This window comes from Mesorhizobium loti (assembly GCF_013170705.1).
Classification (GTDB): Bacteria; Pseudomonadota; Alphaproteobacteria; order Rhizobiales; family Rhizobiaceae; genus Mesorhizobium; species Mesorhizobium loti_D.
The window spans coordinates 635,291-656,200 of sequence record NZ_CP033334.1 but is presented as its reverse complement, the minus strand read 5'-3'; the positions used below and the strand labels follow the sequence as shown (position 1 = coordinate 656,200).

27 protein-coding genes are annotated in these 20,910 nt (G+C 64.4%); 8 read left to right on the top strand and 19 right to left on the bottom strand.

The genetic code is table 11. From position 1 onward, the window contains the following. Positions 1 to 96 precede the first annotated feature (96 nt). The gene (locus EB815_RS03065) at positions 97 to 1,407 is read right to left on the bottom strand and encodes an ABC transporter substrate-binding protein (protein WP_056568529.1); all 1,311 of its coding nucleotides are present in this window, start codon (positions 1,405 to 1,407) and stop codon (positions 97 to 99) included. 222 nt (positions 1,408 to 1,629) lie between these two features. Beyond that, entirely contained in the window at positions 1,630 to 2,535 is a 906-nt protein-coding gene (gcvA, locus tag EB815_RS03060; protein WP_056568532.1) for a transcriptional regulator GcvA, read from the bottom strand. Between the two features lie 110 nt (positions 2,536 to 2,645). Between gcvA and EB815_RS03055 the strand changes: the two genes are divergently transcribed. Beyond that, on the top strand, positions 2,646 to 2,831 hold the full coding sequence (locus tag EB815_RS03055; RefSeq protein WP_056570267.1) for a hypothetical protein: 186 nt from the start codon (positions 2,646 to 2,648) through the stop codon (positions 2,829 to 2,831). 69 nt (positions 2,832 to 2,900) lie between these two features. Here the strand turns inward: EB815_RS03055 and EB815_RS03050 are convergent, their stop codons facing one another. Then, positions 2,901 to 3,860 carry a sugar-binding transcriptional regulator gene (locus tag EB815_RS03050; protein WP_065005427.1) on the bottom strand — a complete coding sequence of 320 codons (960 nt, stop codon included), beginning with the start codon at positions 3,858 to 3,860 and terminating at the stop codon, positions 2,901 to 2,903. A 245-nt stretch (positions 3,861 to 4,105) separates the two neighbouring features. Between EB815_RS03050 and EB815_RS03045 the strand changes: the two genes are divergently transcribed. Further along, the gene (locus EB815_RS03045; RefSeq protein WP_056568538.1) at positions 4,106 to 4,738 is read left to right on the top strand and encodes an HAD family hydrolase; all 633 of its coding nucleotides are present in this window, start codon (positions 4,106 to 4,108) and stop codon (positions 4,736 to 4,738) included. Here EB815_RS03045 and EB815_RS03040 read toward each other — a convergent pair. The 8 genes from EB815_RS03040 to ureC all read right to left on the bottom strand — a co-directional run bounded on the left by EB815_RS03040 (position 4,735) and on the right by ureC (position 11,075). Further along, positions 4,735 to 5,502, bottom strand: a complete 768-nt coding sequence (locus EB815_RS03040) for a class II aldolase and adducin N-terminal domain-containing protein (RefSeq protein WP_056568541.1) — start codon at positions 5,500 to 5,502, stop codon at positions 4,735 to 4,737. The two genes, EB815_RS03045 and EB815_RS03040, sit on opposite strands and share 4 nt — an antisense overlap. Positions 5,503 to 5,588: 86 nt before the next feature. Continuing rightward, complete coding sequence (gene ureG, locus EB815_RS03035) at positions 5,589 to 6,230, bottom strand: urease accessory protein UreG (RefSeq protein ID WP_056568543.1); 642 nt, start codon at positions 6,228 to 6,230, stop codon at positions 5,589 to 5,591. Beyond that, entirely contained in the window at positions 6,227 to 6,667 is a 441-nt protein-coding gene (locus EB815_RS03030) for a DUF3995 domain-containing protein (RefSeq protein WP_056568546.1), read from the bottom strand. Before EB815_RS03030 ends, ureG begins: the two co-directional genes overlap by 4 nt. Continuing rightward, a complete protein-coding gene (locus tag EB815_RS03025) occupies positions 6,664 to 7,335 on the bottom strand; it encodes an urease accessory protein UreF (protein ID WP_056568549.1) in 672 nt (223 codons plus the stop codon). The genes EB815_RS03030 and EB815_RS03025 overlap by 4 nt, the downstream gene beginning before the upstream one ends. Further along, complete coding sequence (gene ureE, locus EB815_RS03020; RefSeq protein WP_065005426.1) at positions 7,328 to 7,924, bottom strand: urease accessory protein UreE; 597 nt, start codon at positions 7,922 to 7,924, stop codon at positions 7,328 to 7,330. Before ureE ends, EB815_RS03025 begins: the two co-directional genes overlap by 8 nt. Before the next feature lie 69 nt (positions 7,925 to 7,993). Continuing rightward, a complete protein-coding gene (locus EB815_RS03015; RefSeq protein WP_056568558.1) occupies positions 7,994 to 8,629 on the bottom strand; it encodes a glutathione S-transferase family protein in 636 nt (211 codons plus the stop codon). A 44-nt stretch (positions 8,630 to 8,673) separates the two neighbouring features. Continuing rightward, a complete protein-coding gene (locus EB815_RS03010; RefSeq protein ID WP_056568563.1) occupies positions 8,674 to 9,267 on the bottom strand; it encodes a hypothetical protein in 594 nt (197 codons plus the stop codon). Positions 9,268 to 9,362: 95 nt separating this feature from the next. Next, positions 9,363 to 11,075: an urease subunit alpha gene (ureC, locus tag EB815_RS03005; protein ID WP_056568566.1), complete on the bottom strand. Its 1,713-nt coding sequence runs from the start codon at positions 11,073 to 11,075 to the stop codon at positions 9,363 to 9,365. Positions 11,076 to 11,242: 167 nt separating this feature from the next. Between ureC and EB815_RS03000 the strand changes: the two genes are divergently transcribed. Both EB815_RS03000 and EB815_RS02995 read left to right on the top strand, forming a co-directional pair. Then, entirely contained in the window at positions 11,243 to 11,632 is a 390-nt protein-coding gene (locus tag EB815_RS03000; RefSeq protein ID WP_081295057.1) for a hypothetical protein, read from the top strand. A 114-nt stretch (positions 11,633 to 11,746) separates the two neighbouring features. Next, positions 11,747 to 12,241: a hypothetical protein gene (locus EB815_RS02995; protein ID WP_056568572.1), complete on the top strand. Its 495-nt coding sequence runs from the start codon at positions 11,747 to 11,749 to the stop codon at positions 12,239 to 12,241. A gap of 98 nt (positions 12,242 to 12,339) precedes the next feature. Here EB815_RS02995 and EB815_RS02990 read toward each other — a convergent pair whose 3' ends face one another. The 5 genes from EB815_RS02990 to EB815_RS02970 are packed head-to-tail and all read right to left on the bottom strand — an operon-like array spanning position 12,340 to position 14,700. After that, positions 12,340 to 12,645, bottom strand: a complete 306-nt coding sequence (locus EB815_RS02990) for an urease subunit beta (RefSeq protein ID WP_056568575.1) — start codon at positions 12,643 to 12,645, stop codon at positions 12,340 to 12,342. 5 nt (positions 12,646 to 12,650) lie between these two features. Further along, on the bottom strand, positions 12,651 to 13,238 hold the full coding sequence (locus EB815_RS02985) for a HupE/UreJ family protein (protein ID WP_065005425.1): 588 nt from the start codon (positions 13,236 to 13,238) through the stop codon (positions 12,651 to 12,653). 34 nt (positions 13,239 to 13,272) lie between these two features. Next, positions 13,273 to 13,527: a DUF1272 domain-containing protein gene (locus EB815_RS02980; RefSeq protein ID WP_056568580.1), complete on the bottom strand. Its 255-nt coding sequence runs from the start codon at positions 13,525 to 13,527 to the stop codon at positions 13,273 to 13,275. Positions 13,528 to 13,541: 14 nt separating this feature from the next. Beyond that, positions 13,542 to 13,844: an urease subunit gamma gene (locus EB815_RS02975; protein ID WP_056568583.1), complete on the bottom strand. Its 303-nt coding sequence runs from the start codon at positions 13,842 to 13,844 to the stop codon at positions 13,542 to 13,544. Positions 13,845 to 13,857: 13 nt separating this feature from the next. After that, positions 13,858 to 14,700 carry an urease accessory protein UreD gene (locus EB815_RS02970; protein ID WP_056568587.1) on the bottom strand — a complete coding sequence of 281 codons (843 nt, stop codon included), beginning with the start codon at positions 14,698 to 14,700 and terminating at the stop codon, positions 13,858 to 13,860. A 202-nt stretch (positions 14,701 to 14,902) separates the two neighbouring features. Between EB815_RS02970 and EB815_RS02965 the strand changes: the two genes are divergently transcribed. From EB815_RS02965 to EB815_RS02955, 3 genes are all read left to right on the top strand, one after another. Then, entirely contained in the window at positions 14,903 to 15,157 is a 255-nt protein-coding gene (locus EB815_RS02965) for an acyl carrier protein (protein ID WP_056568590.1), read from the top strand. A gap of 4 nt (positions 15,158 to 15,161) precedes the next feature. Next, a complete protein-coding gene (locus tag EB815_RS02960; RefSeq protein WP_056568593.1) occupies positions 15,162 to 16,370 on the top strand; it encodes a beta-ketoacyl-[acyl-carrier-protein] synthase family protein in 1,209 nt (402 codons plus the stop codon). Between the two features lie 200 nt (positions 16,371 to 16,570). Beyond that, a complete protein-coding gene (locus EB815_RS02955) occupies positions 16,571 to 17,275 on the top strand; it encodes a glutathione S-transferase family protein (RefSeq protein ID WP_056568596.1) in 705 nt (234 codons plus the stop codon). 67 nt (positions 17,276 to 17,342) lie between these two features. On the opposite strand, the gene EB815_RS34105 is transcribed toward EB815_RS02955, so the two are convergent. The 3 genes from EB815_RS34105 to EB815_RS02940 form a co-directional block, all read right to left on the bottom strand. Further along, positions 17,343 to 17,651, bottom strand: a complete 309-nt coding sequence (locus EB815_RS34105) for a hypothetical protein (protein ID WP_056568599.1) — start codon at positions 17,649 to 17,651, stop codon at positions 17,343 to 17,345. Positions 17,652 to 17,744: 93 nt separating this feature from the next. Next, on the bottom strand, positions 17,745 to 18,356 hold the full coding sequence (locus tag EB815_RS02945; protein WP_056568602.1) for a nucleoside triphosphate hydrolase: 612 nt from the start codon (positions 18,354 to 18,356) through the stop codon (positions 17,745 to 17,747). Between the two features lie 96 nt (positions 18,357 to 18,452). After that, positions 18,453 to 19,553 carry a hypothetical protein gene (locus tag EB815_RS02940; RefSeq protein ID WP_056568605.1) on the bottom strand — a complete coding sequence of 367 codons (1,101 nt, stop codon included), beginning with the start codon at positions 19,551 to 19,553 and terminating at the stop codon, positions 18,453 to 18,455. A 321-nt stretch (positions 19,554 to 19,874) separates the two neighbouring features. Here EB815_RS02940 and EB815_RS02935 point away from each other — a divergent pair, with 321 nt between their 5' ends. Next, a complete protein-coding gene (locus EB815_RS02935; RefSeq protein WP_056568608.1) occupies positions 19,875 to 20,768 on the top strand; it encodes a D-alanyl-D-alanine carboxypeptidase family protein in 894 nt (297 codons plus the stop codon). The last annotated feature ends 142 nt before the right edge of the window (positions 20,769 to 20,910 follow it).

Genomic DNA, 20,910 nt, shown 5'->3' with positions numbered 1-20,910 from the left:
AATTTTCACAGGCGTTGAAGGCGGCCGCCCGAGCTGGGAACTCGGGCGGCCGTTGCCGGTCGAGGAGGCAACCGGCATTCGGCACCGGGAGGAGCCTTACTTGATATACCCGCCCTCGGTCATCGCCGCGGTGGCGGCGTCCTGGGCCTGCTTCAGCGCATCGTCGACGCTCGACTGGCCGGCAAGAGCCGCCGAGAAGAGCTGGCCTACAGTGGTGCCAAGGCCCTGGAACTCAGGGATGGCGACGAACTGGACGCCGACATAGGGCACCGGCTTGACGGTCGGATGCGTCGGGTCGGCGGCATTGATGGAGTCCAGCGTCATCTTGGCGAACGGAGCCGCCTTCTGGTACTCGGCATTGGCATAGAGCGAGGAGCGCGTGCCCGGAGGAACGTTGGCCCAGCCTTCCTTCGAAGCGACCAGCTCGGCATAGTGCTTGCTGGTCGCCCAGGACACGAATTTCTCGGCGGCGTCGGCCTTCTTGGTGCCGGCGGGAATGGCCAGCGACCATGCCCACAGCCAGTTGCCGCGCTTGCCCAGCCCATTGTCCGGCGCCAGCGCATAGCCGACCTTGTCGGCGACGGTCGAGTTCTTCGGGTCGGAGACGAAGGACGCCGCGACGGTGGCATCGATCCACATGCCGCACTTGCCCTGCTGGAAGAGCGCCAGGTTTTCGTTGAAGCCGTTGGAGGACGCCCCCTCGGGGCCATCGGCCTTCATCAGGTCGACATAGAACTGCAGCGTCTTCTTCCATTCCGGCTGGTCGAACTGCGGCTTCCAGTTCTCGTCGAACCAGCGGGCGCCGAAGGAGTTCGACATGGCGGTCAGGAAGGCCATGTTCTCGCCCCAGCCGGCCTTGCCGCGCAGGCACACGCCGTTCACGCCATTGGCGCGGTCGGTCATCTTGTCGGCGGCCTGCTTGATGAAGTCCCAGGTCGGTGCATCGGGCATCTTCAGTCCGGCCTTCTCCATCAGGTCCTTGCGGTACATGACGAAGGAGCTTTCGCCGTAGAAGGGCGCGGCATAGAGCTTGCCGTCGACCGAAAGACCGCCGGCGATGGCCGGAATGATGTCCTTGGCGTCATAGTCGTCGCCGAGCTTGTCGAGCGGCAGCAGCCAGCTCTGCTTGGCCCAGATCGGAACCTCGTAGGTGCCGATGGTCATCACGTCATACTGGCCGCCCTTGGTGGCGATGTCGGTAGTGACGCGCTCGCGCAGCACGTTTTCTTCAAGTGTGACCCAGTTGAGCTGGATGTCGGGGTTTGCCTTGGTGAAGTCGTCGGTCAGCTTCTGCATGCGGACCATATCGCCATTGTTGACGGTGGCGATGGTGATGGATTCGGCGTGTGCGGCGAAGGCGAGAGCGCTGGCCGACAACAAGCCCAGGGTGAGCGTGCGAAGTTTCATCAAATTCCTCCCATGAACCAAGATGAGCATTTGCCTTGGCTGTGAGCAATTACTCACTAAGTCTTAATTATGTCAAGCCGGATTCGATGCTGCAGCGCAGCACTCGACGGACCGGACGCACGAGGGACGCATGGAAACTGGGACGACGAACCGCCCCCTGGGCCGGATATCAGGCGACGGGACAGGAAGGTCTGGAGGCTCGCGGCGGGTGCGAAGCGCCTGTCAGCAGGCGATCTCGGCAAGCAGCCAGTCGCGAAAGGCGCGGATCTTCGGCACGTTGCGGCGGGCCTCGGGATAGACCAGCCAGTAGGCGTGGCCATCGTCGCCGACCAGGTCGAAGGGCTGGATCAGCCGACCGTCGGCAAGTTCGGCCTTGAACAGGGCCCGGGTCAGGATCGCCACGCCATGGCCTGATATGGCCGCGTTGGCCTCATAGGCCTGGGCGCCCATGCTGCTGCCGGGCCGCTTGGCAAGGTCGTGCGAGTGCACGCCCGCCGTCTCGAACCATTGTGTCCACCAGATGTCGCCGGGATCGAGGATCGGCAGCCGCAGCAGGTCCGCCGGCTCCTTGATCCCGCCGATGCTCGCCGCGAGTTTCGGGCTTAGCATCGGGGTGAAATCGGCATCGAGCAGCTTGTGGGCCTCCAGGCCCGGCCATTTGCCGCCGCCCGAACGGATGGCGAGGTCGACGTCCTCGCGGGCGAAATCCGTCAGCCGGCTCGATGTTTCGAGCCGCACGGCAAGGGCTGGATGGGCCATCTGGAACGAACCCAGATGGTGCGCCAACCAGTTGGAGGCAAAGGTCAGCACGGTGGTGACGCACAGCAACCCATCCGCGCCGCCACGTGCCGCCGCATAGGCCTGGCCAAGGATGGCGAAGGCCTCGCTGACGGCCGGCGCCAGGCGCTGCCCGGCTTCGGTCAGCTCGATCTGGCGCGGCCGGCGCAGGAACAGCGGTGCACCGACGCGCTCTTCCAGCACCTTGATCTGATAGCTGACGGCAGCTTGCGTCATGGCGAGCTCCGCGGCGGCCTTGGTGAAGGAAAGATGCCGCGCCACCGCTTCGAACACACGGATCGCCTGCAGCGGCGGGAGTTGCGAAATCTGTCGCGAGCCAAGGTCAGGCATAAAGCCTCCTTATGGGTTCTTATCGACGTTCGATTGGCAAAGGCGGCCGGCAAGACCGACATTCAGCATCAACCGGTCATTCGGGTTGAGGATAGCGAAGGTTGACGATCATGACCATGGCGCAACAAAAATGCACTCCCGCTCCAGATCATCGCTGGATTTCGTGGCTCGCGGACGGATTCCTCTTGTTCGCGGTCAGGAAGAAGGCGCATCTCGACATCCGGGACCTGTCGCCGCATCTGCAGCGCGACCTCGGGTTCCTCGATGGCAACGACCCTTTCGGGCGGCATAGATAGCCTTGTCGGCTTTATCACGGAACAGTCGCCCCTGCCGCACCCGGCAAGCGGCAGCGGGTCCCCGAGGGGTCAGAGGCTGGCCAGCAGGGCTGTCGCCGTCCGCTCGTCGGTGATGAGCCCGTTGACCAATCGGCGGTTCACGGCCGCCAGGATCCCCGGCAGCTTGCGCTCACCCATGGCGAGCGCAATGACCAGCGACTTTTCGCGTGACGGCAGCGAGGCCGACGACACCCGGTCGTTGGTGATGCCCTCGATCATGCGGCCTTCCCTGTCGAACACCCAGCCGACGATCTCTGCGATGCCGCCCGCTTTCTGCAGGGCTTTCAGCTCGCTTTCCGAGATGAAGCCGTCCTCGTAGAGGGGTGCCTTCGGACCGAGGTCGCCGATGCCGATGAAAGTGACGTCGGCCTCGGCGGCGAGCGCCAGCGTCGGCTGGATCATCGGCTGGTTGAGCAGCATCTCGCGCTCCTGCGGCGAGGAGGCGATGACCGGCAGCGGCATCGGGAAGGAGCGCGCCTTGACCCTGTCGGCCATGGTGAAGATGACGTTGTAGAAGGCCGCCGAACCGTCCGGCGAGATGTTGCCGGTCAAGGACACCACCTTGTGCTGCGGGCATTCCATGGGCGGCAATTGCTCGATCGCCGCCTTCAGCGTGCGCCCGGTACCGATCCCCATGACGATCGGTGTCGGCGACCGCAGCCGCCGCTCGATCTCGGCGGCCGCCGCCTCGGCGATGCCGATGGTGGTGGAAGAGGAGTTGGGATCGCTCGGCACCACGTCGACCAGGTCGAGCGCGAAGCGGGATCTCAGCCGTGCGGCGAGGTCAAGGCAGTTGGCGATCGGATGATCGACGCGAACCTTGATCAAGCCTTCCGACACCGCCAGCGACACCAGCCGCTGCGCCGTCTGCCGCGAAATGCCGAGCGTGGTGGCAATCTGGTCCTGTGTGTTGCCGGCGACATAATAGAGCCAGCCGGCGCGCGCCGCGTCGTCCAGCCTGTTGCTGCCGCCATCCTGCCGGGTATTCACGTCCTGCCTCCCGAAACCGCTGCTCACAGGAGCGGCCGTTTCCAGTTTCGCAGGGAACGGCCTCCTGCGCAATTGTCAATCGCAAGGGCAATTGCTTGCTCCTTCGCGGTTGGGATTTTTCCCGGCGGCAATGTTCCAATGCGGGAAGCAGGGTGGCGTCGGGTCCGGTCGCGGCCAGCTTCTGTGATCCCGACGGTTTATCTCCCGGCGCAAACCCTTTAAGGGGATCGCAAAAGGAGCTCTGCATGACACCGAAGGCGGTTTTCTGGGACATGGATGGCACGCTGGTCGACAGCGAGCCGTTGCACGAGGCAGCCCTTGTGGCGGCAATGCGCAATGTCGGCCTCACGCCGCCATCCGACTTGCATGAGCGTGTCCTCGGCGTCGCCGCCTGGCCGGTCTATGAAATGATGCGCGACGAGTTCGGCCTGGACTTGGCCTTCGACGACTGGATCGTGCGCAAATACGAGCACTACCTGCCGCTGGTCGAGGGCTTGCGGCCGCGTCCCGGCGCGATCGAAGTGTTCAATGAATTGCGGGCGCTCGGCGTTCAGCAAGCCGTGGTCTCCAATTCCGACCGGCTGATCGTCGATGCCAATCTGCGCGCGGTCGGCCTCTTTTATCCCGGCATGAAGACGATCAGTCGCAACGACGTGCGCGAAGGCAAGCCGCATGCCGAGCCCTTCCTGCGCGCGGCCTATCTGGCCGATGTCGATCCCGCGCACGCGGTCGCTGTCGACGACAGCTGGCCGGGCGCCATGGCGGGGCTGGCGGCGGGCATGAAGACGATCTTCTGGCCGGAAAAGCCGATGGAAGGACCGCCCGGCGCCACCGTCATCAACAGCGCCGAGGAATTGCGGGCTCAGCTCGGGCTCTAATTCCGGTAAACCGGCTCTTCCTCGTCGAGGATCGCCTTCAGCTCGGCGAGATGGCGCTCGGCCTGGCCGGGATAGTCGTCCATTTCGCTGGCCGTCTTCTCGGCGATGGCGTGGGACAGCGTGCGCAGCGGCCGGCCGGTCCACAGCGCCTTGATGTAGGTCTCGGCCGCGCGCTCGAAATAGAACATGCGGTTGAAGGCGTCGGCAACCGTGTCGCCGATCACCAGCACGCCGTGATTGCCCATCACCATCACCTTGACCTTGGGGTCGGTGAGAAGCTGCGAGCAGCGCTCGCCCTCTTCCTCGAAGGCCAGCCCGCCATAATGCGCGTCGACGACATGGCGGTTGAAGAACATCGCCGAATTCTGGTCGATCGGCGGCAATGTCGAATCGGCCAGCGAGGCCAGCACCGTGGCATGGATCGAATGGACATGCATGACGCAGCGCGCATGCGGCACGTTGCGATGAATGGCGCCGTGCAGGCCCCAGGCCGTCGGATCCGGCGCGTTGGGGCCCGACAGCGTGTCCGGATCGTTGGCGTCGATCATCAACAGGTCGCTCGCCTTGATGCGCGAGAAATGCACCTGGTTGGGGTTCATCAGGAACTGCGTGCCGTTCTCGTTGACCGCCAGCGAGAAATGGTTGGCCACCGCCTCGTGCATGTTGAGCCGTGCTGTCCAGCGAAAGGCACAGGCGAGATCGACGCGCTCCTCATAGAAGGGCAGGTTGGTCAGCGTTTCCTTCTGCAGGCGGGCGATGCTCATCGAATATCCTCCGGTTTTGGCGAGAATGCCGCGATCAACGGCTGCTCGCAACGGGTTTTGGTTGGTGCAGGCAGATGCGGATCCTGTCAGGCCGCCGTGCTGGCGGCGGTGCCGGTCCTCAGTCCGCCATGCTCGACGATGAAATCGATGACCTCCTGCAGCCCTTTGCCGCGCGACAGGTCGGTGAAGCCGAACGGGCGCTTGCCGCGCATGCGGCCGGCGTCGCTCTCCATGACGTCGAGGTTGACGTTCACATAGGGCGCCAGATCGCTCTTGTTGATGATCAGGAAGTCCGAGCGGGTGATCGCCGGCCCGCCCTTGCGCGGGATTTCCTCGCCCTGGCAGACCGAGATGACATAAAGCGTCAGATCCGCAAGGTCCGGCGAGAAGGTGGCGGCAAGGTTGTCGCCGCCGGATTCGATGAAGATGATGTCGAGATCGGGGAATTTCCGGTTGAGCTCGGCTATGGCCTGCAAATTGATCGATGCGTCCTCGCGAATGGCGGTATGCGGGCAGCCGCCGGTCTCGACACCGACGATGCGCTCCTCGGGCAGGGCCTGCAGCCGGGCCAGCATCATGGCATCTTCCCTGGTGTAGATGTCATTGGTGACCACGGCGATGGAGAATTCGTCGCGCAGCGCCTTGCAGAGTTTTTCGGTGAGCGTCGTCTTGCCGGAGCCGACGGGGCCGCCAATGCCGATGCGAAGAGGACCGTTGGCTTGAGTCATGTTGGGAACTCCGTGATGGCAAGGATGGCGAAGCCAAGCCCGATCAACAGGCAAAGCGGCGAATAGTACCGGACGTCGAGCCGGGCGAAAGGCTGCTCGGGCGCCAGCCGCCGCCACCACGGCGTGAAGCCGGCAATGCCGCGGCCCAGGAACACCAGGCCGATGAGCAGCGACGTGGCGGCCAGGCCCTCTTTCGGGAAGGGCGAGGCAAAGAAGCCGATCAGTGCCAGCGGCCAGAGTGTCGCCAGGCCGAGACACGCCGCCACGGCGAAACTGGCGAAGGGCGTCGGCATTTCGTCGACACCGCGAAAGCCGACGACGGCGCGGGCGCAGGAGGCCGCGTCCCTGCCCGGCCAGATGCCGCCAATGCCCCAATAGACATGCAGCGCCGTGATCAGCAGCAGGACGAAGGACAGCGCGAGGGCAAGCATGATCATGAGCGGAACAGCCGCGAATACTGGGTTTCGTGCTTCATCGCCGTGATGTCGGAGACGAAGGCGCAGCCGCCGAGATCATCCAATGTCGAGCGCGACGCGCGGCCGGCGGTCGCGAGCGCCAGCGGCTCGAAGCCGGCCAGCAGCGTGGTGGCCTCGCTCTGGCCGACGACACCGAGCCTGATCGCCGCCTGGACAAGGTTGGAGAAGAAGGCCTGCAGGAAGGCGGACAGCGCATCATCAAGCGCAATTCCGTTGCCGCCGGCAATGGCGCCGACTGCGACACAGTAGGCGCATTCGGCCGGCAAGCGCCCCAGCACCGGATTGGGCCATGCGGCGGCGGCCTTTAGGAAGGCGGCGCCTTGCAGCATGGTCTCGGCGTGGCGTTCCCGCGAGCCGGCGAGCGCCTCGGCCAGGGCAGCCACTTCGTCGAGGTCGCCTGCGCTGCGGGCGCGGCGCCAGCTTTCGGAAAACAGCACTGCATCGTTCCAGCCAGAGCCCATCTCGATCAGTGTTTCCAGCCAGCCGGCAAGGCCAGTGGCATCGCAAACCAGGCCGTCATGCACCGCGCGCTCGAGGCCGTGGCTGTAGGCAAAGCCGCCGACTGGAAAGACCGGCGACAGCCACGCCATCAGCCGCAGCAGGGCGATGTTCGAAGGCTGGTCAGTCATGGTCGTGGTGATGACCGGCGTGGGAATGGCTGTGCGAATGGGAATGCGTCTCGCCATGTGAATGGGAATGCGCTTCCGCGTGGCTGTGGGCATGGCCGTGATCGTGACTGTGCGCGCCGCCATGGCCGGAATAGGCGCCGCGCACCGGCTTGAACGGCTCGGAAACCTCGCGCACCGTGGCGCCAAGCCCTTCAAGCATCGCCTTGATGACATGGTCGCGCAGGATGACGATGCGATCCGCCTCGATGCCCGCCGCGAGATGTCGGTTGCCGATGTGCCAGGCAAGCTCGGTCAGATGCACGCCGTCGCGGGCGCGGATATCATAGATCTCTTCCGGAGCGGCAACGATCTCGACATGGCGGCCATCCTCCAGCACCAGCCGGTCGCCGTCGTTCAGGGCAACCGGCTCGGGAAGGTCGACCAGCACCTTGCTGCCGTCGGACAGTTCGATGGCGCGGCGGCGCAGATGCCGTTCGTCATGAGGCAGAACGGCGCGCCCGGACGGCACGATGTCCCCCGCCTCGCCGGCGGCCAGCACCGAAACGGCGCGCGGGAATTTGGTGAAATCGGTGTTGAGGTTGAGCTTCATTTCATGGCTCCGCATTGGAGCGCCGCGCGTCCTCTTGGACGCGCAAGGGACGCTCTGACATTTTTGAATCTATGCATCATGCTTTCCGGAAATCGATTCCGATTTTCGGGCCGATGCATTGGCTTGCGCCCGCGCGCGGGCAGGGCGCGAAAGCACCCGGTCGAAATAGGCGTTGACGCGCTCGGACTCGATCGGGAATTTTCCAGCCCGGGCCCAGCCGCCCATGTCGCCGAGCAGCACGTCGACGGCGGAAAACCGGTCGCCGAGCGCAAACGGCTTGTCGCCAAGCCGGCGGTCCAGCGCCTTGGTTTCAGAAGCGAAATCGTAGGCGGCAGCGGGGCCGACATCGACCCGAACCTCCTTAGGCAGCAGGAAGCGGTGGCGCAATTTGTTCCACAGCGGCGCCTCGAACTCGCTCTGGGCAAAATGCATCCAGGAATCCATCTCGGCACGGCCGGCGATACCTGGATTGGCACCCATGCCCTTGTCGGCGTGTTTGTCGGCCAGGTAGACGCAGATCGCCGCCGAATCCGTCACCGTCAGCTCGCCGTCGATGAGGATCGGCACCTTGCCCGATGGGTTGAGCGCATAGGCTTCCGGCGAGCGCAATTTGACTTCGACGAATTCATAGGGCTGCCCGAGTTCCTCGAGCATCCAGAGGACGCGGCTGACCCGGGAGCCCTGTGATCCGACGGCCTTGTACATGGTTGGCCCCTGCATTCGCGGCAACTCTAGACCATCCCTCGCGGTCATACGATCGTGTCGAAGAGCCGCAGGATGAACGATATCTGATAGATCAGCGCCGCCGCGACAAAGGCGGTGTGAAAGCGGCGGTCGCGCACCAGGATCGCGGCAATGCAGAGTGCGACGAAGATCGGCGTGCGGAACAGATATTCGTTGCCGAAATGGGCGAAATGCTCGGGCCCTTTCAGCAACGTGTCGATCACGTCGAGCAGATAGGTGGCCGCCAGCAGGCCGAAGAACCAGGCGCGGCGCGAATAGAAGAAATCCTCGTAGCTTGTGTAGTCCAGCATCGAATCCGGAAACAGCAGCGCGCAGAGCAGGAACAGCGTGATCGCGTAGAAGATGATGAAAAGGTATTTGCCGAAGGTCCATGCCTCGATGGCGTAGAGGCCGAACTCCCACCACCAGAAATGCACCAGCATCAGAAGCACCGAGGCGACCCAGGCCAGATGCACGGGATAGAGCCGGTACTGGCCGGGATGCTGGATGATACGGGCCACCCCCGACAGCAGGCGGGTGACACCAAGTCCGATCACCATGCCCATGACGATGCGGATGTGCGGGAAGATGTCGTGGGCGGAGGCTATTTCGGTGGCCATGGCAAGTCATGCGGTTTCATTGAGCCGCATATTGCGGTGTCACGGCACCTGCCGCAATGGGTTTCGCGCCCGTCGGTTCGGTCGCCGATCCAGCATCAAAACAGGAAATACCGTTGCGCCATTGGCAGCACGGTTGCCGGCTCGCAAGTGAGCAATTCGCCGTCGGCGCGGACCTCGTATGTTTCGGGGTCGACCTCGACATGCGGCGTGGCGTCGTTGAGCACCATCGAATGCTTGCCGATGCCGCCGCGGGTGTTTTCCACGGCGACGAACTGCTTGTCGACGCCGAGCCGGCCATGCAGGCCGGACTCGAGTGCCGCCTTGGAAACGAAGGTCACGGATGAGTTGGTCCTGGCCTTGCCATAGGCGCCGAACATCGGCCGGTAGTGCATCGGCTGCGGTGTCGGGATCGAGGCGTTGGGGTCGCCCATCGGGGCGGCGGCGATCATGCCGCCGATCAGCACCATGTCCGGCTTGACGCCGAAGAAGGCTGGGTTCCACAGCACCAGGTCGGCGCGTTTGCCGACGGCGATCGAGCCGATCTCTTTCGACAGGCCATGCGCGATGGCCGGGTTGATCGTGTATTTGGCGATGTAGCGGCGGACACGGAAATTGTCGTTGTTGCCTGTCTCCTGCGGCAGCGAACCACGCTGGCGCTTCATCTTGTCGGCGGTCTGCCAGGTCCGGATCGCGACTTCGCCGACGCGGCCCATGGCCTGACTGTCCGACGAGATGATCGAGAAGGCGCCGATGTCGTGCAGGATATCCTCGGCCGCGATCGTTTCCTTGCGGATGCGGCTTTCGGCGAAGGCGATATCCTCGGGGATCGACGGCGACAGATGATGGCAGACCATCAGCATGTCGAGATGCTCGGCCAGCGTGTTGACGGTGTAAGGCCTGGTCGGGTTGGTCGAGGAGGGGATGACGTTGGGCAGGCCGCAGACCTTGATGATGTCGGGGGCATGGCCGCCGCCCGCGCCCTCGGTGTGGAAGGCGTGGATGGTGCGCCCCTTGATCGCCGCCACCGTGTTCTCGACGAAGCCGGATTCGTTGAGCGTGTCGGTGTGGATCATCACCTGCACGTCGTAATCGTCGGCAACCGACAGGCAGCAATCGATGGCGGCCGGCGTCGTGCCCCAGTCCTCATGCAGCTTCAGCGAGCAGGCGCCGGCGAGCACCATCTCTTCCAGCGCGGCGGGCAAGGAGGCATTGCCCTTGCCCGACAGACCGATATTCATCGGGAAGGCGTCGAAGGACTGGATCATGCGGGCCATGTGCCACGGCCCCGGCGTGCAGGTGGTGGCCAGCGTGCCGTGCGCTGGGCCGGTGCCGCCGCCGAGCATGGTGGTGATGCCGCTCATCAGCGCTTCCTCGATCTGCTGCGGACAGATGAAGTGGATATGCGCGTCGAAGCCGCCTGGTGTCAGGATCTTGCCCTCGCCGGCGATGATTTCCGTGCCTGGGCCGATGATGATGGTGACGCCATCCTGCGTGTCCGGGTTGCCGGCCTTGCCGATCGCGGCGATCCGGCCGTCCTTCAGGCCAATATCGGCCTTGAGGATGCCGGCGGTGGCATCGACCACCAGGGCGTTGGTGATGACGGTGTCGACCGCGCCCTGCGCCCGCGACACCTGGCTCTGGCCCATGCCGTCGCGGATGACCTTGCCGCCGCCGAATTTTACTTCTTCACCGTGAATGGTGAGGTCCTTTTCAACCTCGATGAAGAGTTCGGTATCGGCCAGCCTGACCCTGTCACCGACGGTCGGGCCATACATCTGGGCGTAGGTGGAACGCGAGATTCTGGCCATCAGAGATTGCTCCCGAAATTTGGAATGGTTGAGGCCGGGGTGCACATTGACGCCATCCAATGGTCACGCAATGACCCGGTGGGCGACACCTTCTGATCCCATTTGGCGGTTGAGGTGAGCACGTCACCCCCAAACGACCGTTTGCCAAATCGATGGAAGGAAAATCCATGCGCAAAGCGATAGTTCTTGCAGCCGCCGCCAGCCTGATGCTGGCCGGTGCCGCCAGTGCCCAGCAGCAGCCCGCGCAACAACCCGCTCCGGCCACGCCTGCCCCCAAGGCGGCCACTCCCGCCCCTGGCGGTCAGCAGGCCGCGCCGGGGATCCAGAGCGTCAACATCGTCGATATCACAGAACTGCCGAAAGACACCCAGACGCAGGTCAATCAGGTGATCGCCCAGCGTGGCGACGCCGGCCTGCAGAAGCTGCGCAGTTCGATCGATGCCACACCCAAGGTGAAATCCGCCCTCGAGGCAAAGGGAATGACCTCGGCGCAGGTTGTCGCGGCCAGCATGGAACCCAATGGGGCGCTGACCTTGATCACCAAGAAGGCCAGCTGACGGCATGGCTCGGCGGGCCGAGATTCGGTCCGCCGGCCGCATCATGGGGGGAACCGTGGCAGGGCTGGAGTCGTTTCGTTTCCTGAGTGCTGGAACAAACTGCGAAAGCGAACGATGACCGTCACCACCTTGCCCGATGGCCGATGGCTGTATGTCATAGCCGCGACTGCGTTTCTGGCAGCGAGCTTTCCTCAGGCCGCGCTGAACGCGCAGGGTCTTGAAAGCCCGGAGACCGTCGATCGGATCGTCGGCTCCCAAGTCAGCGCGGAAGAGGCCAAGGCCACCGCTGAAATCGGCAAAGTCACCTCGGCGATCGACCGCACGCGTGAAAACATCAGCACGGTGCGCAAGACCTCCAAGCTCGACAAGGTCGATATCGTGTTCCTGACCGACGCGGCGCGCAGCGAAGGCGGCCCGCCGGCGGTCATCGAGAACAAGGTCCGGCAGCATCGGGATGATGTCGCGGAACTGCGCAAGGAGATCGAGGCCAACGCCTTGCTCTACAACGCGATCGATTCGCGGCGCGTGCTTGCGCAGGACATTCTGGCCGTCGAGTTCGACAATCCGGGGAAGATCGTCATCTATGCGGCCGCCAAACCGTCGGACTAGAGCAATTTCAGGAAAAGTCTGAAGCGGTTTTCCCGGGGAGCGCGTATGGCGCTTCCTCCTTGGAATCCGTTCGCGCCGCGCGTGAGACGCCACAAAACTCACAGCTTGCCCATCACCTTCTGCTGGAATCCATAGACCTCGCGTTTGCCGCCAAGCGGCACCAGCGTGACGTCGCGCTCCTGGCCTGGCTCGAAGCGCATGGCGGTGCCGGCGGCAATGTCGAGGCGCATGCCGCGCGCCTGTTCGCGGTCGAATTTCAGTCCTTCGTTGGTTTCGAAGAAATGATAGTGGCTACCGACCTGGATCGGCCGGTCGCCGCTGTTGGCGACTTTCAAGGTGACGGTCGGCAGACCCTTGTTGAGCTCGATGTCGCCTTGGGCGGGGATGATTTCGCCAGGGATCATGGACTTCACACGACGCCGAAGGCGAGGCCGACGCCGATCGCCGCGCAGGCAGCGCCCGCGACGCGGGCCAGCCCGCGGAACCTCAGGCCAAGGCTCAGGCCGGCGGCGATGCCGACGGCATGGAGCATCACGGTGGCGACGGCAAAGCCGGCCATGTACTCGAGCCCGCCGGCATTTTCGGGCACTTCGGTGCCATGGGCGTGGCCGTGGAACAGCGCGAACAGGCCGATAATGGCGACGCCCGCCGAAACGGGCAGATCGACCGCCAGCGCCACCAGCAGTCCCAGCGCCACGACGGAGGCCAGTATGCCCGGCTCGACGAAGGGCATCGGTACATGCGCCATGCCAAGGGCGCCGCCGCCCAGCATGACGCCGACAAAGGCGGCCGGCCACGCCCAGCTCGCTCTGCCGCCCTTGAGTGCCGCCCACAGGCCAACGGCGATCATCACGGTCATATGGTCAAGGCCGGACAAGGGGTGCATGAAGCCGGCCGTGAAGGACGACGTCGTACCGACGCCGACATGGGCGTAGGCGGGCATTGCCGCCGCCAGAAACAGGATCGCCGAGAGGGACAGTCGTTTTGCAGGGATCATTTCGATTTGCCTTCCGTTTCCAGTGTCACGGTGTTCACGCCGCCTTGCGAGGACCGCAGCCCTCGGCCTTGAGGACGCGTTTGGCGGAAGCCGGATATTTCTTCAGCATCGCCGTCGGTCGGATCGGCCGCGCCGAAAAATTTCCGCGGCAATTGGGGCAGACGCCGCCCAGCACGGTTTCCACGCAATCGGCACAGAAGGTGCATTCGAAGGTGCAGATCAGCGCATCCTCGGCTTCGGGCGGCAGGTCCTTGTCGCAGCACTCGCAGTTTGGGCGCAGTTCAAGCATCCCGGTTTCCCTCCTCACCTGATGGGCTCGTGCACGGTCACAAGCTTGGTGCCGTCGGGAAAGGTCGCCTCCACCTGCACGTCGTGGATCATCTCGGCGATGCCCTCCATCACCTGCGCGCGGGTGACGATATGGGCGCCGGCCTCCATCAGTTCGGCGACCGGGCGCCCGTCGCGGGCGCCTTCGACGACGAAGTCGGTGATCAGCGCGATCGCTTCCGGATGGTTCAGCTTCACGCCGCGCTCCAGCCGCTTGCGTGCCACGATCGCCGCCATGGCGATCAGCAGCTTGTCCTTTTCCCTCGGCGTCAGGTTCATGCAGGTTTCCGAATCACAGTGACCATAATTTGGGCAGCCCCGCCCGTCCGTTGAGCAATCCGACAAGCGGAACCAGCCGCTGGCGCAGTTGGTAGCCATCCCCGGCGTAAAGCCTCGCAAGAAGCTTGCCAGATGCCTTCACGCTCCAGAAACTGGCGCCGCCCTGGTCTCCGATGATCTCGCGGACCGGGTCGAGCAGAGCCTCGGCCCGTGTCGACACCAGCAGCAGCGTTGCCACCGCGATCGCGCCGCCGGCGGCGGCCGGACGGGCGAGCCGGGCCGCGATGTCAGGTCCGACGCGGAAATCCTCGCCATGGAGGAGAAAGCCATCCTGGCGAACACGCCAGCGGTCACGAAAAATACCTTGCGTGGCGCGCTCGCCCATGGCCAGGCGGCCGAAGAGAGTGGCCTCCAGCAGCAGCGCCTCCGCCCCGGCGGCAAGCTCGACATCCAACGTGCGGGCGAAGGCTGCCCGGTCGAAGACGATGGTTTCCTGCGGCAGCCAGGCGATGCGGCCGTTTTCGCCGACCGTCAGCTTGACCCGTACCTCCGCATGGTCGGATGCGGCGCGATAGACCTTCTCGCAGGCCTGGGTCGTTATCGACGCCGAGGCATCCGCGCCCACATCCACATCCCAGCCGATGCGGTCGCCACCGGTCAGTCCGCCGGCGGTGTTGATCAGCACCGCCTCCAGCGGATCGGCCGAAACGGCCGGCAGCCTTATCTTGGCGGAGCCGTCCTGATAGAGGCGCCGCAGCCGCGTGCGGCCATCGGCGCTGGCGCAGCCCAGTTGTGCCAGGCCGGCGGCGCGCTGTGCCAAAGCGGGCGAAAACTTCGTATATTCGATCGTATCCACGCCGTCAGGTTAAGCACTGCGGCGGTTTTGTCGATATATAGCTTGTTGCTTGATGGCGTTTCCGTTTCTATAGAGGGAGCCACCTCGGTACGGTCAAGCGATGCTTGGCGGGGGTATAAGGCGACGATCGCGGCCTGATATCGAGGACAAGAAGGCGCTGTTCAGTTGGCGTCGGGAAACGACAAAGTGGGGAAGAAACCGAATGGCTGACCAACTGGCAACGGATATCATCGAGAAGATCAAGGCCCATGCCGAGCCTGGCGGCGAGGAAATCACCACCAACACCGAATTGACGGCGCTCGGCATCCATTCGCTGGAGCTGACCGAGATCATCTTCGACCTTGAGGAGGAATATGGGATCGAGATCGAGATGAACACGGTCGATGCCTGGAGCAATTTGAAGAATGTTGGCGACATGGTCGAGGCCGTTCGCGCGCTGATCGCGAAAAAAGCCTGACCGAATGCTGAGACGCGTCGTCATCACCGGCCTTGGCGGGCTATGCGGGCTCGGCACCGATGTGCCGGCGATCTGGGGCGAGATGCGCGCCGGCCGCTCGGCGATAGGTCCGATCGACAATCCCTTCCTGCACGACCTGAAGGTGAAGACCGGCTGCGAGATCAAGGCGCTGCCCGATCACGGCATCGAGCGCAAGCAGCTGGTGTCGATGGACCGCTTCAGCCTGCTGGCGGTGCTCGCCGCCCGCGAAGCCCTGCAACAGTCGGGATTGGCTACGCATGCCGACAACACCTATCGCATGGGAACCATTGTCGGTATCGGCGTCTGCGGCTTTGAGACGGTTGAGGAAAACTATCGCGCCATCCTGATCGAGGGCAAGAATCGCGCCGGCATCTTCACCGTGCCCAGGGTCATGCCCGGCGCCGCCGCGGGCCAGGTCAGCATGCACCTGGGCCTGCGTGGGCCGGTCTTCGGCGTCACCTCGGCCTGCTCGTCGGCCAATCACGCCATAGCCTCGGCGGTCGACCAGATCCGGCTCGGCCGCGCCGACGTCATGGTGGCCGGCGGCACCGAGGCGCCGCTGGTCTGGGGCGTGCTCAAGGGCTGGGAGGCATTGCGGGTGCTATCGCCCGATACCTGCCGGCCGTTCTCGGCCGATCGCCAGGGCTTGGTGCTCGGCGAAGGCGCCGGCATGGCGGTTCTGGAAAGCTACGATCACGCCATGGCGCGCGGCGCCACCATCCTCGCCGAAATCGCCGGCGCCGGTCTCTCCGCCGATGCCTCGGACATTGTTGCTCCGACCATCGAGGGACCGGAAGCGGCAATGCGCTTCTGCCTGGCCGATGCCGGACTGAATCCCGAGGACATCGACTATCTCAACGCGCACGGCACCGGCACCAAGGCCAACGACCAGATCGAGACCAACGCGATCAAGCGTGTCTTTGGCGAGCATGCGCGCTCGCTGTCGGTTTCATCGACCAAGTCGATGCATGCCCATTGCCTGGGCGCGTCGGGCGGACTGGAAATGATCGCCTGCGTCATGGCTATCCGAGAGGGCATCGTACCGCCGACCGCGAATTACCGCGAACCCGATCCCGATTGCGATCTCGACGTGACGCCCAATGTCGCGCGCGAGCGCAAGGTGCGCGTCGCGATCAGCAACGGCTTTGCTTTCGGCGGCACCAACGCGGTGCTGGCGTTCAAGGCCATCTGATCACGGGGGCAGTGGCCTGCCGAGGGTGGTGAGCGCCTTGGCGGCCGCACACCATGCCCGCCGCGTTCGATTCGGTTGACTGTCCGTGCATGGCGAAACCGTCGCCGCCATATTGATCCCGCCTGACCGTGCGCCTAATTCTTGGCCACCGCCAACACCATGCGCCTTTGGCGCAAATCCCCCCGCTCAGGAGTTTCTCGATGGCCGACCTGTCCGCCTTTCCGATCGCAACCCGTTGGCCGGCCAAGCATCCGGACCAGATCCAGCTTTACTCGGCGACAACGCCGAACGGGGTCAAGGTCTCGATTGCCTTGGAAGAGATCGGCCTGCCCTATGAGCCGCATCTGATCAACATCGGCAAGAACGAAAGCTGGACGCCGGAATTCCTGTCGCTCAATCCCAATGGCAAGATCCCGGCGATCATCGATCCCGACGGTCCGGACGGCAAGCCGATCGGCCTGTTCGAATCCGGCGCCATCCTGCTCTATCTCGCCGAAAAGACCGGCCTGCTCATACCGGCGGACGCGGCGCGGCGCTACGAGACGATCCAGTGGGTCTTCTTCCAGATGGCCTCAGTCGGGCCGATGTTCGGCCAGGTCGGCTTCTTCCACAAATTCGCCGGCCGCGAGATCGCCGACAAGCGCCCACTGGAGCGATACCGTGACGAATCGCGGCGGCTGATCGGGGTGCTCGACGGCAGGCTCAAGGGCCGCAAATGGATCATGGGCAACGATTACACCATCGCCGACATTTCGCTGCTCGGCTGGGTGCGCAACCTGATCGGCTTCTATGAAGCGCGCGAACTCGTCGGCTTCGACGATTTCGCCAATGTGGCGGCTTGGCTGGAGCGCGGCCTGGCCAGGCCGGCAGTGCAGAAGGGCCTGACCATTCCGGCGAAGGCCTGACACAGGCCTATCGCATCATGTGGGAGCAAGGATGTTCCCTTGCAGGTGGTGTTCAGGCGGCGCAAGCCTACTTCGCCTTGGCCTTCGAACCACCCCTGCCGATCACGGAAGCCGCAAGCGAGGCGGCACCGCGTGCGGTGGCGACCATCGCGCCGGCCGCAATATTCGCCGCCGTGCGAACAGCACCAGATTTGGCCGGCGCGGGTTGGCGCGCGCTGGCCGTCTTCGCGGCCGGTACGACCTTTCTGGGGGCTGCCTTGCCGAAAGCGCCCTTGGCGTCTTTCGAGCGTTCGGCAATCGCTGGGCCAGCACCGGCTTTCGCTTGGGTTGCCTTCGCGGGCCTCGTCTTTGCGGGTTTTTTTGCCTTGGTTGCCATCGGAAAATTCCTTACGCCGGACAAACGGGTTCTGAGGGATAACGACGCGAAACTCTTAAGGTTCCCGTCCAGAAATACCGAAAATTAAGCGTGTTAACCAATGACCAGATCGGCGGCCCGGCGCCGGGCCAACACGCGTTCGATGTTGGGCATGTCATTGGAGGCGATCCAGGCGCGCGCATCCTCGTCGGAGCGGCCATGGCCGTGCCAGCGCTCCACCAGGCGCCGCTCGAGTTCATTGCGCGGCACCTCGACGAAGATCGAGAAATCGAACAGCGGCGCCAGCCGTGACCACGGCTCTTCGTCGAGCAGAAGGTAGTTGCCTTCGACCAGGATGAATTTCGTCTGCGTGCCGACGATCGCCGCAGCGGCGCGCGACAATTCCATGTTGCGGTCGAAGACGGGAATCGCGATGTCGGGTTCGCCGGCCCGGATACGCTTCAGCAGGGCTTCGAAGCCGGCAAAGTCGAAGGTTTCCGGCGCCCCCTTTCGCGCGCGCAGGCCGCGCGCATTGAGCACGATGTCGTCATAATGGAAGCCGTCCATCGGCACGACTTCCACCGCCCCTTCCGGCAACAGGTCATGCAGGCCGGCCGACAATGTGGACTTTCCCGCCCCCGGTGGCCCGGCGATGGCGACGATGAAGCGCTTTGCCTTGCCGGCGCGCTTGAAGATGGTGGCGGCGAGGTGGGCGATTTCGGACATGGGAAGCCTCCACTTGCCTGGATGGTCCGCACGATGTTTCCGCATCTTGGCGGCAGTTCAGGGAAATTTCAAACCCCGCGCTCGCGCAATCCTTGCTCAGGCAGGGACGGAGCGGCCGATGCGCAGGAAATCGCTGTCGAAGGGCACGTCCCGGCCCGATCCGCCCGCGGCAAGCCGCATGCGACCCCCGGCGGCGGTGATCTCCCCTGGCGGGGTGCCGCCGGACAGGGGCATGGCGCCGATGACATGGCGGAACGAAAGGCTTCGACCTTCGCCGAGCGCAAAGGCGGTCGCCACGCCCTCGCGCTTCAGCCAGTTGTCGCCGATCGAGGCGGCGTGGCCGACGGCCGTGCGGCCGTCCTCGATGCCGAGCACGCCCAGATGGCGCCCGCTCCAGGGCGCGTAGTCGCGCCCGCCATTGCTGAGCCACAGCATGGTGACCGGCAGTTCGGCCGGGTTCTTCAGCACCAGCACGAGGTCGCCCTCGGCCTGGCGCGCCAGTGCCGTCCAGCCCGGCCCGCCATGATCGGCCTCGACCAGGGTGACGAAATCCTCGCGCCGGTCATCCATGCGGTATTCCGCCAGGTCGAGCGTGCCGCCGCCGGCGGCGGGAAACCGGCCGAGATCGGCCGACCGCGCCGGATAGGCCAGCATGTAGCGGCCCCGCGCGGGATCGGGCTCCAGCGGATCGGCTAATGTCGCGGCAAAGCGCTTCGGCGAAAAGGCCAGCCGTCCGCCGCCTTTCATCACCGTCATCGGGTGATGGGCGACGGATATCGCCCCCGACCCGCCGGAAAACACATGTTCCTGGTAGAGGAAGGGATGGCCGTCGATGAGTGTAAAAATCTTGTCGACGCTGGCGCCCATGACCTTGTGCCGCAGCCGGAAGACGGCGCGCCAGCCATCCCGCGTGGCGTTGCTGTCCAGGACATCCCAGGCGCTGTTGGCCGGCCAGCCATGCAGCGGCGCCTCCTCGACGTCGCTGCGCGAAAACGGCGCGCAGAGAAAATCGCCGGACAGGCGAACCGTGCCTTGCGGCAGGTCGTTCGGCAGCGCTTCGCCCGCATCGACCCAAGGGGCGCGGTGGAGTGGCCGAAGCTGCCTTCCGGCCACATCGACGACCATGTCGGCGATGTGGCCGACAGTAAGATCGAGCGAAACCGAAATACCCTTGGCCTTGATCGTGCTGATGGTCATTGCGCTCTCACCGAATCCGAAGCCGCGAACAGAACCCTTTCAGCGCCGGTTGCGCAAGCACCGCAATCGGCATTTCGCATCAGCTGCTGCCGCGTGTACTCCCGCGAAGGCCTCTGTAGGGCGTAGGGCGCTGCCCCCTGACGAAGGTTTGGGTCATCCGTCGTGGCCGGCGCAGTCCGCTCTCTCCCGCTCATTGCGGGGCGAGGAGCAGGCCGAACTCGACAATCCTGGGACTATCAGCCATTAACCAAATGGACGCACCAATCGCGTTACGTTAGCTTCGCCTTATCTCAGCAACAGCATCGCCAGAACGTCTTGCCCTTGTCCAAACTGCGTCCCTTTCCGATCCTCCAGAGACTTTTCGTCGCCCTTGGCCTGTTGCTGATGGTCGCCGGCTGCTCGACCACGACACCGCCGGATTCCGTGCTGGCCGTGCCCGCGCCGCCGCAGAAATATGCCGCGATCGTCGTCGACGCAAAGACCGGCAAGCAGATGTTCGAGGTCAACTCGACGGCGCAGCGCTATCCGGCTTCGCTGACCAAGATGATGACGCTCTACCTCCTGTTCGAGGCAATGGAGTCCGGCCGCGTCACCAAGGAAACGCAGATCCCGGTTTCCGATCATGCCGCCTCGCAGCCGCCGACCAAGATGCGCTTCCGGCGCGGCGAGAGCATCGATGTCGATTCCGCCATCCGCGCCATCGTCGTCAAATCCGCCAATGACGTGGCGGTGGCGGTCGGCGAATATCTTGGCGGCTCGGAGGACCAGTTCGCCGCCATGATGACCTCCAAGGCGCGTTCGCTCGGCATGTCCAGCACCACCTTCCGCAACGCCTCGGGCCTGCCCGACGACGGCCAGATGACGACGGCGCGCGACATGGCGGTGCTCGGCATGGCGCTGCGCCAGCGCTTCCCGCAGCATTTCCACTATTTCTCCGAAAGCGATTTCATGTTCCGTGGCAAGCTCGTGCGCGGCCACAACGACATGCTCGGCCGGGTGCGCGGCGTCGACGGCATCAAGACCGGCTATATCAGGGCCTCCGGCTTCAACATCGTCACCTCCTACAATGCCGACGGCCGCCAGCTGATCGTGGTGGTGATGGGCGCCGACTCAGCCCGCCAGCGCAACGACCATGTCGAGGCGCTGATCCAGCGCAGCCTGTCGCCGACCACGGCCGACGCTAAGACCAGGCTTATGTTCGCCGAACAGCAATAAGTGAGCAGCGAGGAGAGGAGCCTCCCTCGACTTCGTCATCCACGGGCGGAGCAAGGAGCGCAGCGACGCGGCGCAGACCCGCGGATCCATGCCGCGGCCTCCGAGCGCCGCTGCGGTGCAAAACTCCGCTCCGCTGCATCCT

Bases quoted from the DNA above. Each gene is read 5' to 3' on its own strand.
- EB815_RS02975 (WP_056568583.1), bottom strand. From the start codon at position 13,844: ATGAACCTGACGCCGAGGGAAAAGGACAAGCTGCTGATCGCCATGGCG.
- EB815_RS03030 (WP_056568546.1), bottom strand. From the start codon at position 6,667: ATGATCATGCTTGCCCTCGCGCTGTCCTTCGTCCTGCTGCTGATCACG.
- EB815_RS02960 (WP_056568593.1), top strand. From the start codon at position 15,162: ATGCTGAGACGCGTCGTCATCACCGGCCTTGGCGGGCTATGCGGGCTC.
- EB815_RS02985 (WP_065005425.1), bottom strand. From the start codon at position 13,238: ATGATCCCTGCAAAACGACTGTCCCTCTCGGCGATCCTGTTTCTGGCG.
- EB815_RS03040 (WP_056568541.1), bottom strand. From the start codon at position 5,502: ATGAGCATCGCCCGCCTGCAGAAGGAAACGCTGACCAACCTGCCCTTC.
- EB815_RS03000 (WP_081295057.1), top strand. From the start codon at position 11,243: ATGCGCAAAGCGATAGTTCTTGCAGCCGCCGCCAGCCTGATGCTGGCC.
- EB815_RS02955 (WP_056568596.1), top strand. From the start codon at position 16,571: ATGGCCGACCTGTCCGCCTTTCCGATCGCAACCCGTTGGCCGGCCAAG.
- gcvA (WP_056568532.1), bottom strand. From the start codon at position 2,535: ATGCCTGACCTTGGCTCGCGACAGATTTCGCAACTCCCGCCGCTGCAG.
- EB815_RS34105 (WP_056568599.1), bottom strand. From the start codon at position 17,651: ATGGCAACCAAGGCAAAAAAACCCGCAAAGACGAGGCCCGCGAAGGCA.
- EB815_RS03025 (WP_056568549.1), bottom strand. From the start codon at position 7,335: ATGACTGACCAGCCTTCGAACATCGCCCTGCTGCGGCTGATGGCGTGG.
- ureE (WP_065005426.1), bottom strand. From the start codon at position 7,924: ATGAAGCTCAACCTCAACACCGATTTCACCAAATTCCCGCGCGCCGTT.
- EB815_RS03010 (WP_056568563.1), bottom strand. From the start codon at position 9,267: ATGGCCACCGAAATAGCCTCCGCCCACGACATCTTCCCGCACATCCGC.
- EB815_RS02995 (WP_056568572.1), top strand. From the start codon at position 11,747: ATGACCGTCACCACCTTGCCCGATGGCCGATGGCTGTATGTCATAGCC.
- ureC (WP_056568566.1), bottom strand. From the start codon at position 11,075: ATGGCCAGAATCTCGCGTTCCACCTACGCCCAGATGTATGGCCCGACC.
- EB815_RS02990 (WP_056568575.1), bottom strand. From the start codon at position 12,645: ATGATCCCTGGCGAAATCATCCCCGCCCAAGGCGACATCGAGCTCAAC.
- EB815_RS03045 (WP_056568538.1), top strand. From the start codon at position 4,106: ATGACACCGAAGGCGGTTTTCTGGGACATGGATGGCACGCTGGTCGAC.
- EB815_RS03065 (WP_056568529.1), bottom strand. From the start codon at position 1,407: ATGAAACTTCGCACGCTCACCCTGGGCTTGTTGTCGGCCAGCGCTCTC.
- EB815_RS02980 (WP_056568580.1), bottom strand. From the start codon at position 13,527: ATGCTTGAACTGCGCCCAAACTGCGAGTGCTGCGACAAGGACCTGCCG.
- EB815_RS02940 (WP_056568605.1), bottom strand. From the start codon at position 19,553: ATGACCATCAGCACGATCAAGGCCAAGGGTATTTCGGTTTCGCTCGAT.
- EB815_RS02965 (WP_056568590.1), top strand. From the start codon at position 14,903: ATGGCTGACCAACTGGCAACGGATATCATCGAGAAGATCAAGGCCCAT.
- EB815_RS03015 (WP_056568558.1), bottom strand. From the start codon at position 8,629: ATGTACAAGGCCGTCGGATCACAGGGCTCCCGGGTCAGCCGCGTCCTC.
- ureG (WP_056568543.1), bottom strand. From the start codon at position 6,230: ATGACTCAAGCCAACGGTCCTCTTCGCATCGGCATTGGCGGCCCCGTC.
- EB815_RS03055 (WP_056570267.1), top strand. From the start codon at position 2,646: ATGACCATGGCGCAACAAAAATGCACTCCCGCTCCAGATCATCGCTGG.
- EB815_RS02945 (WP_056568602.1), bottom strand. From the start codon at position 18,356: ATGTCCGAAATCGCCCACCTCGCCGCCACCATCTTCAAGCGCGCCGGC.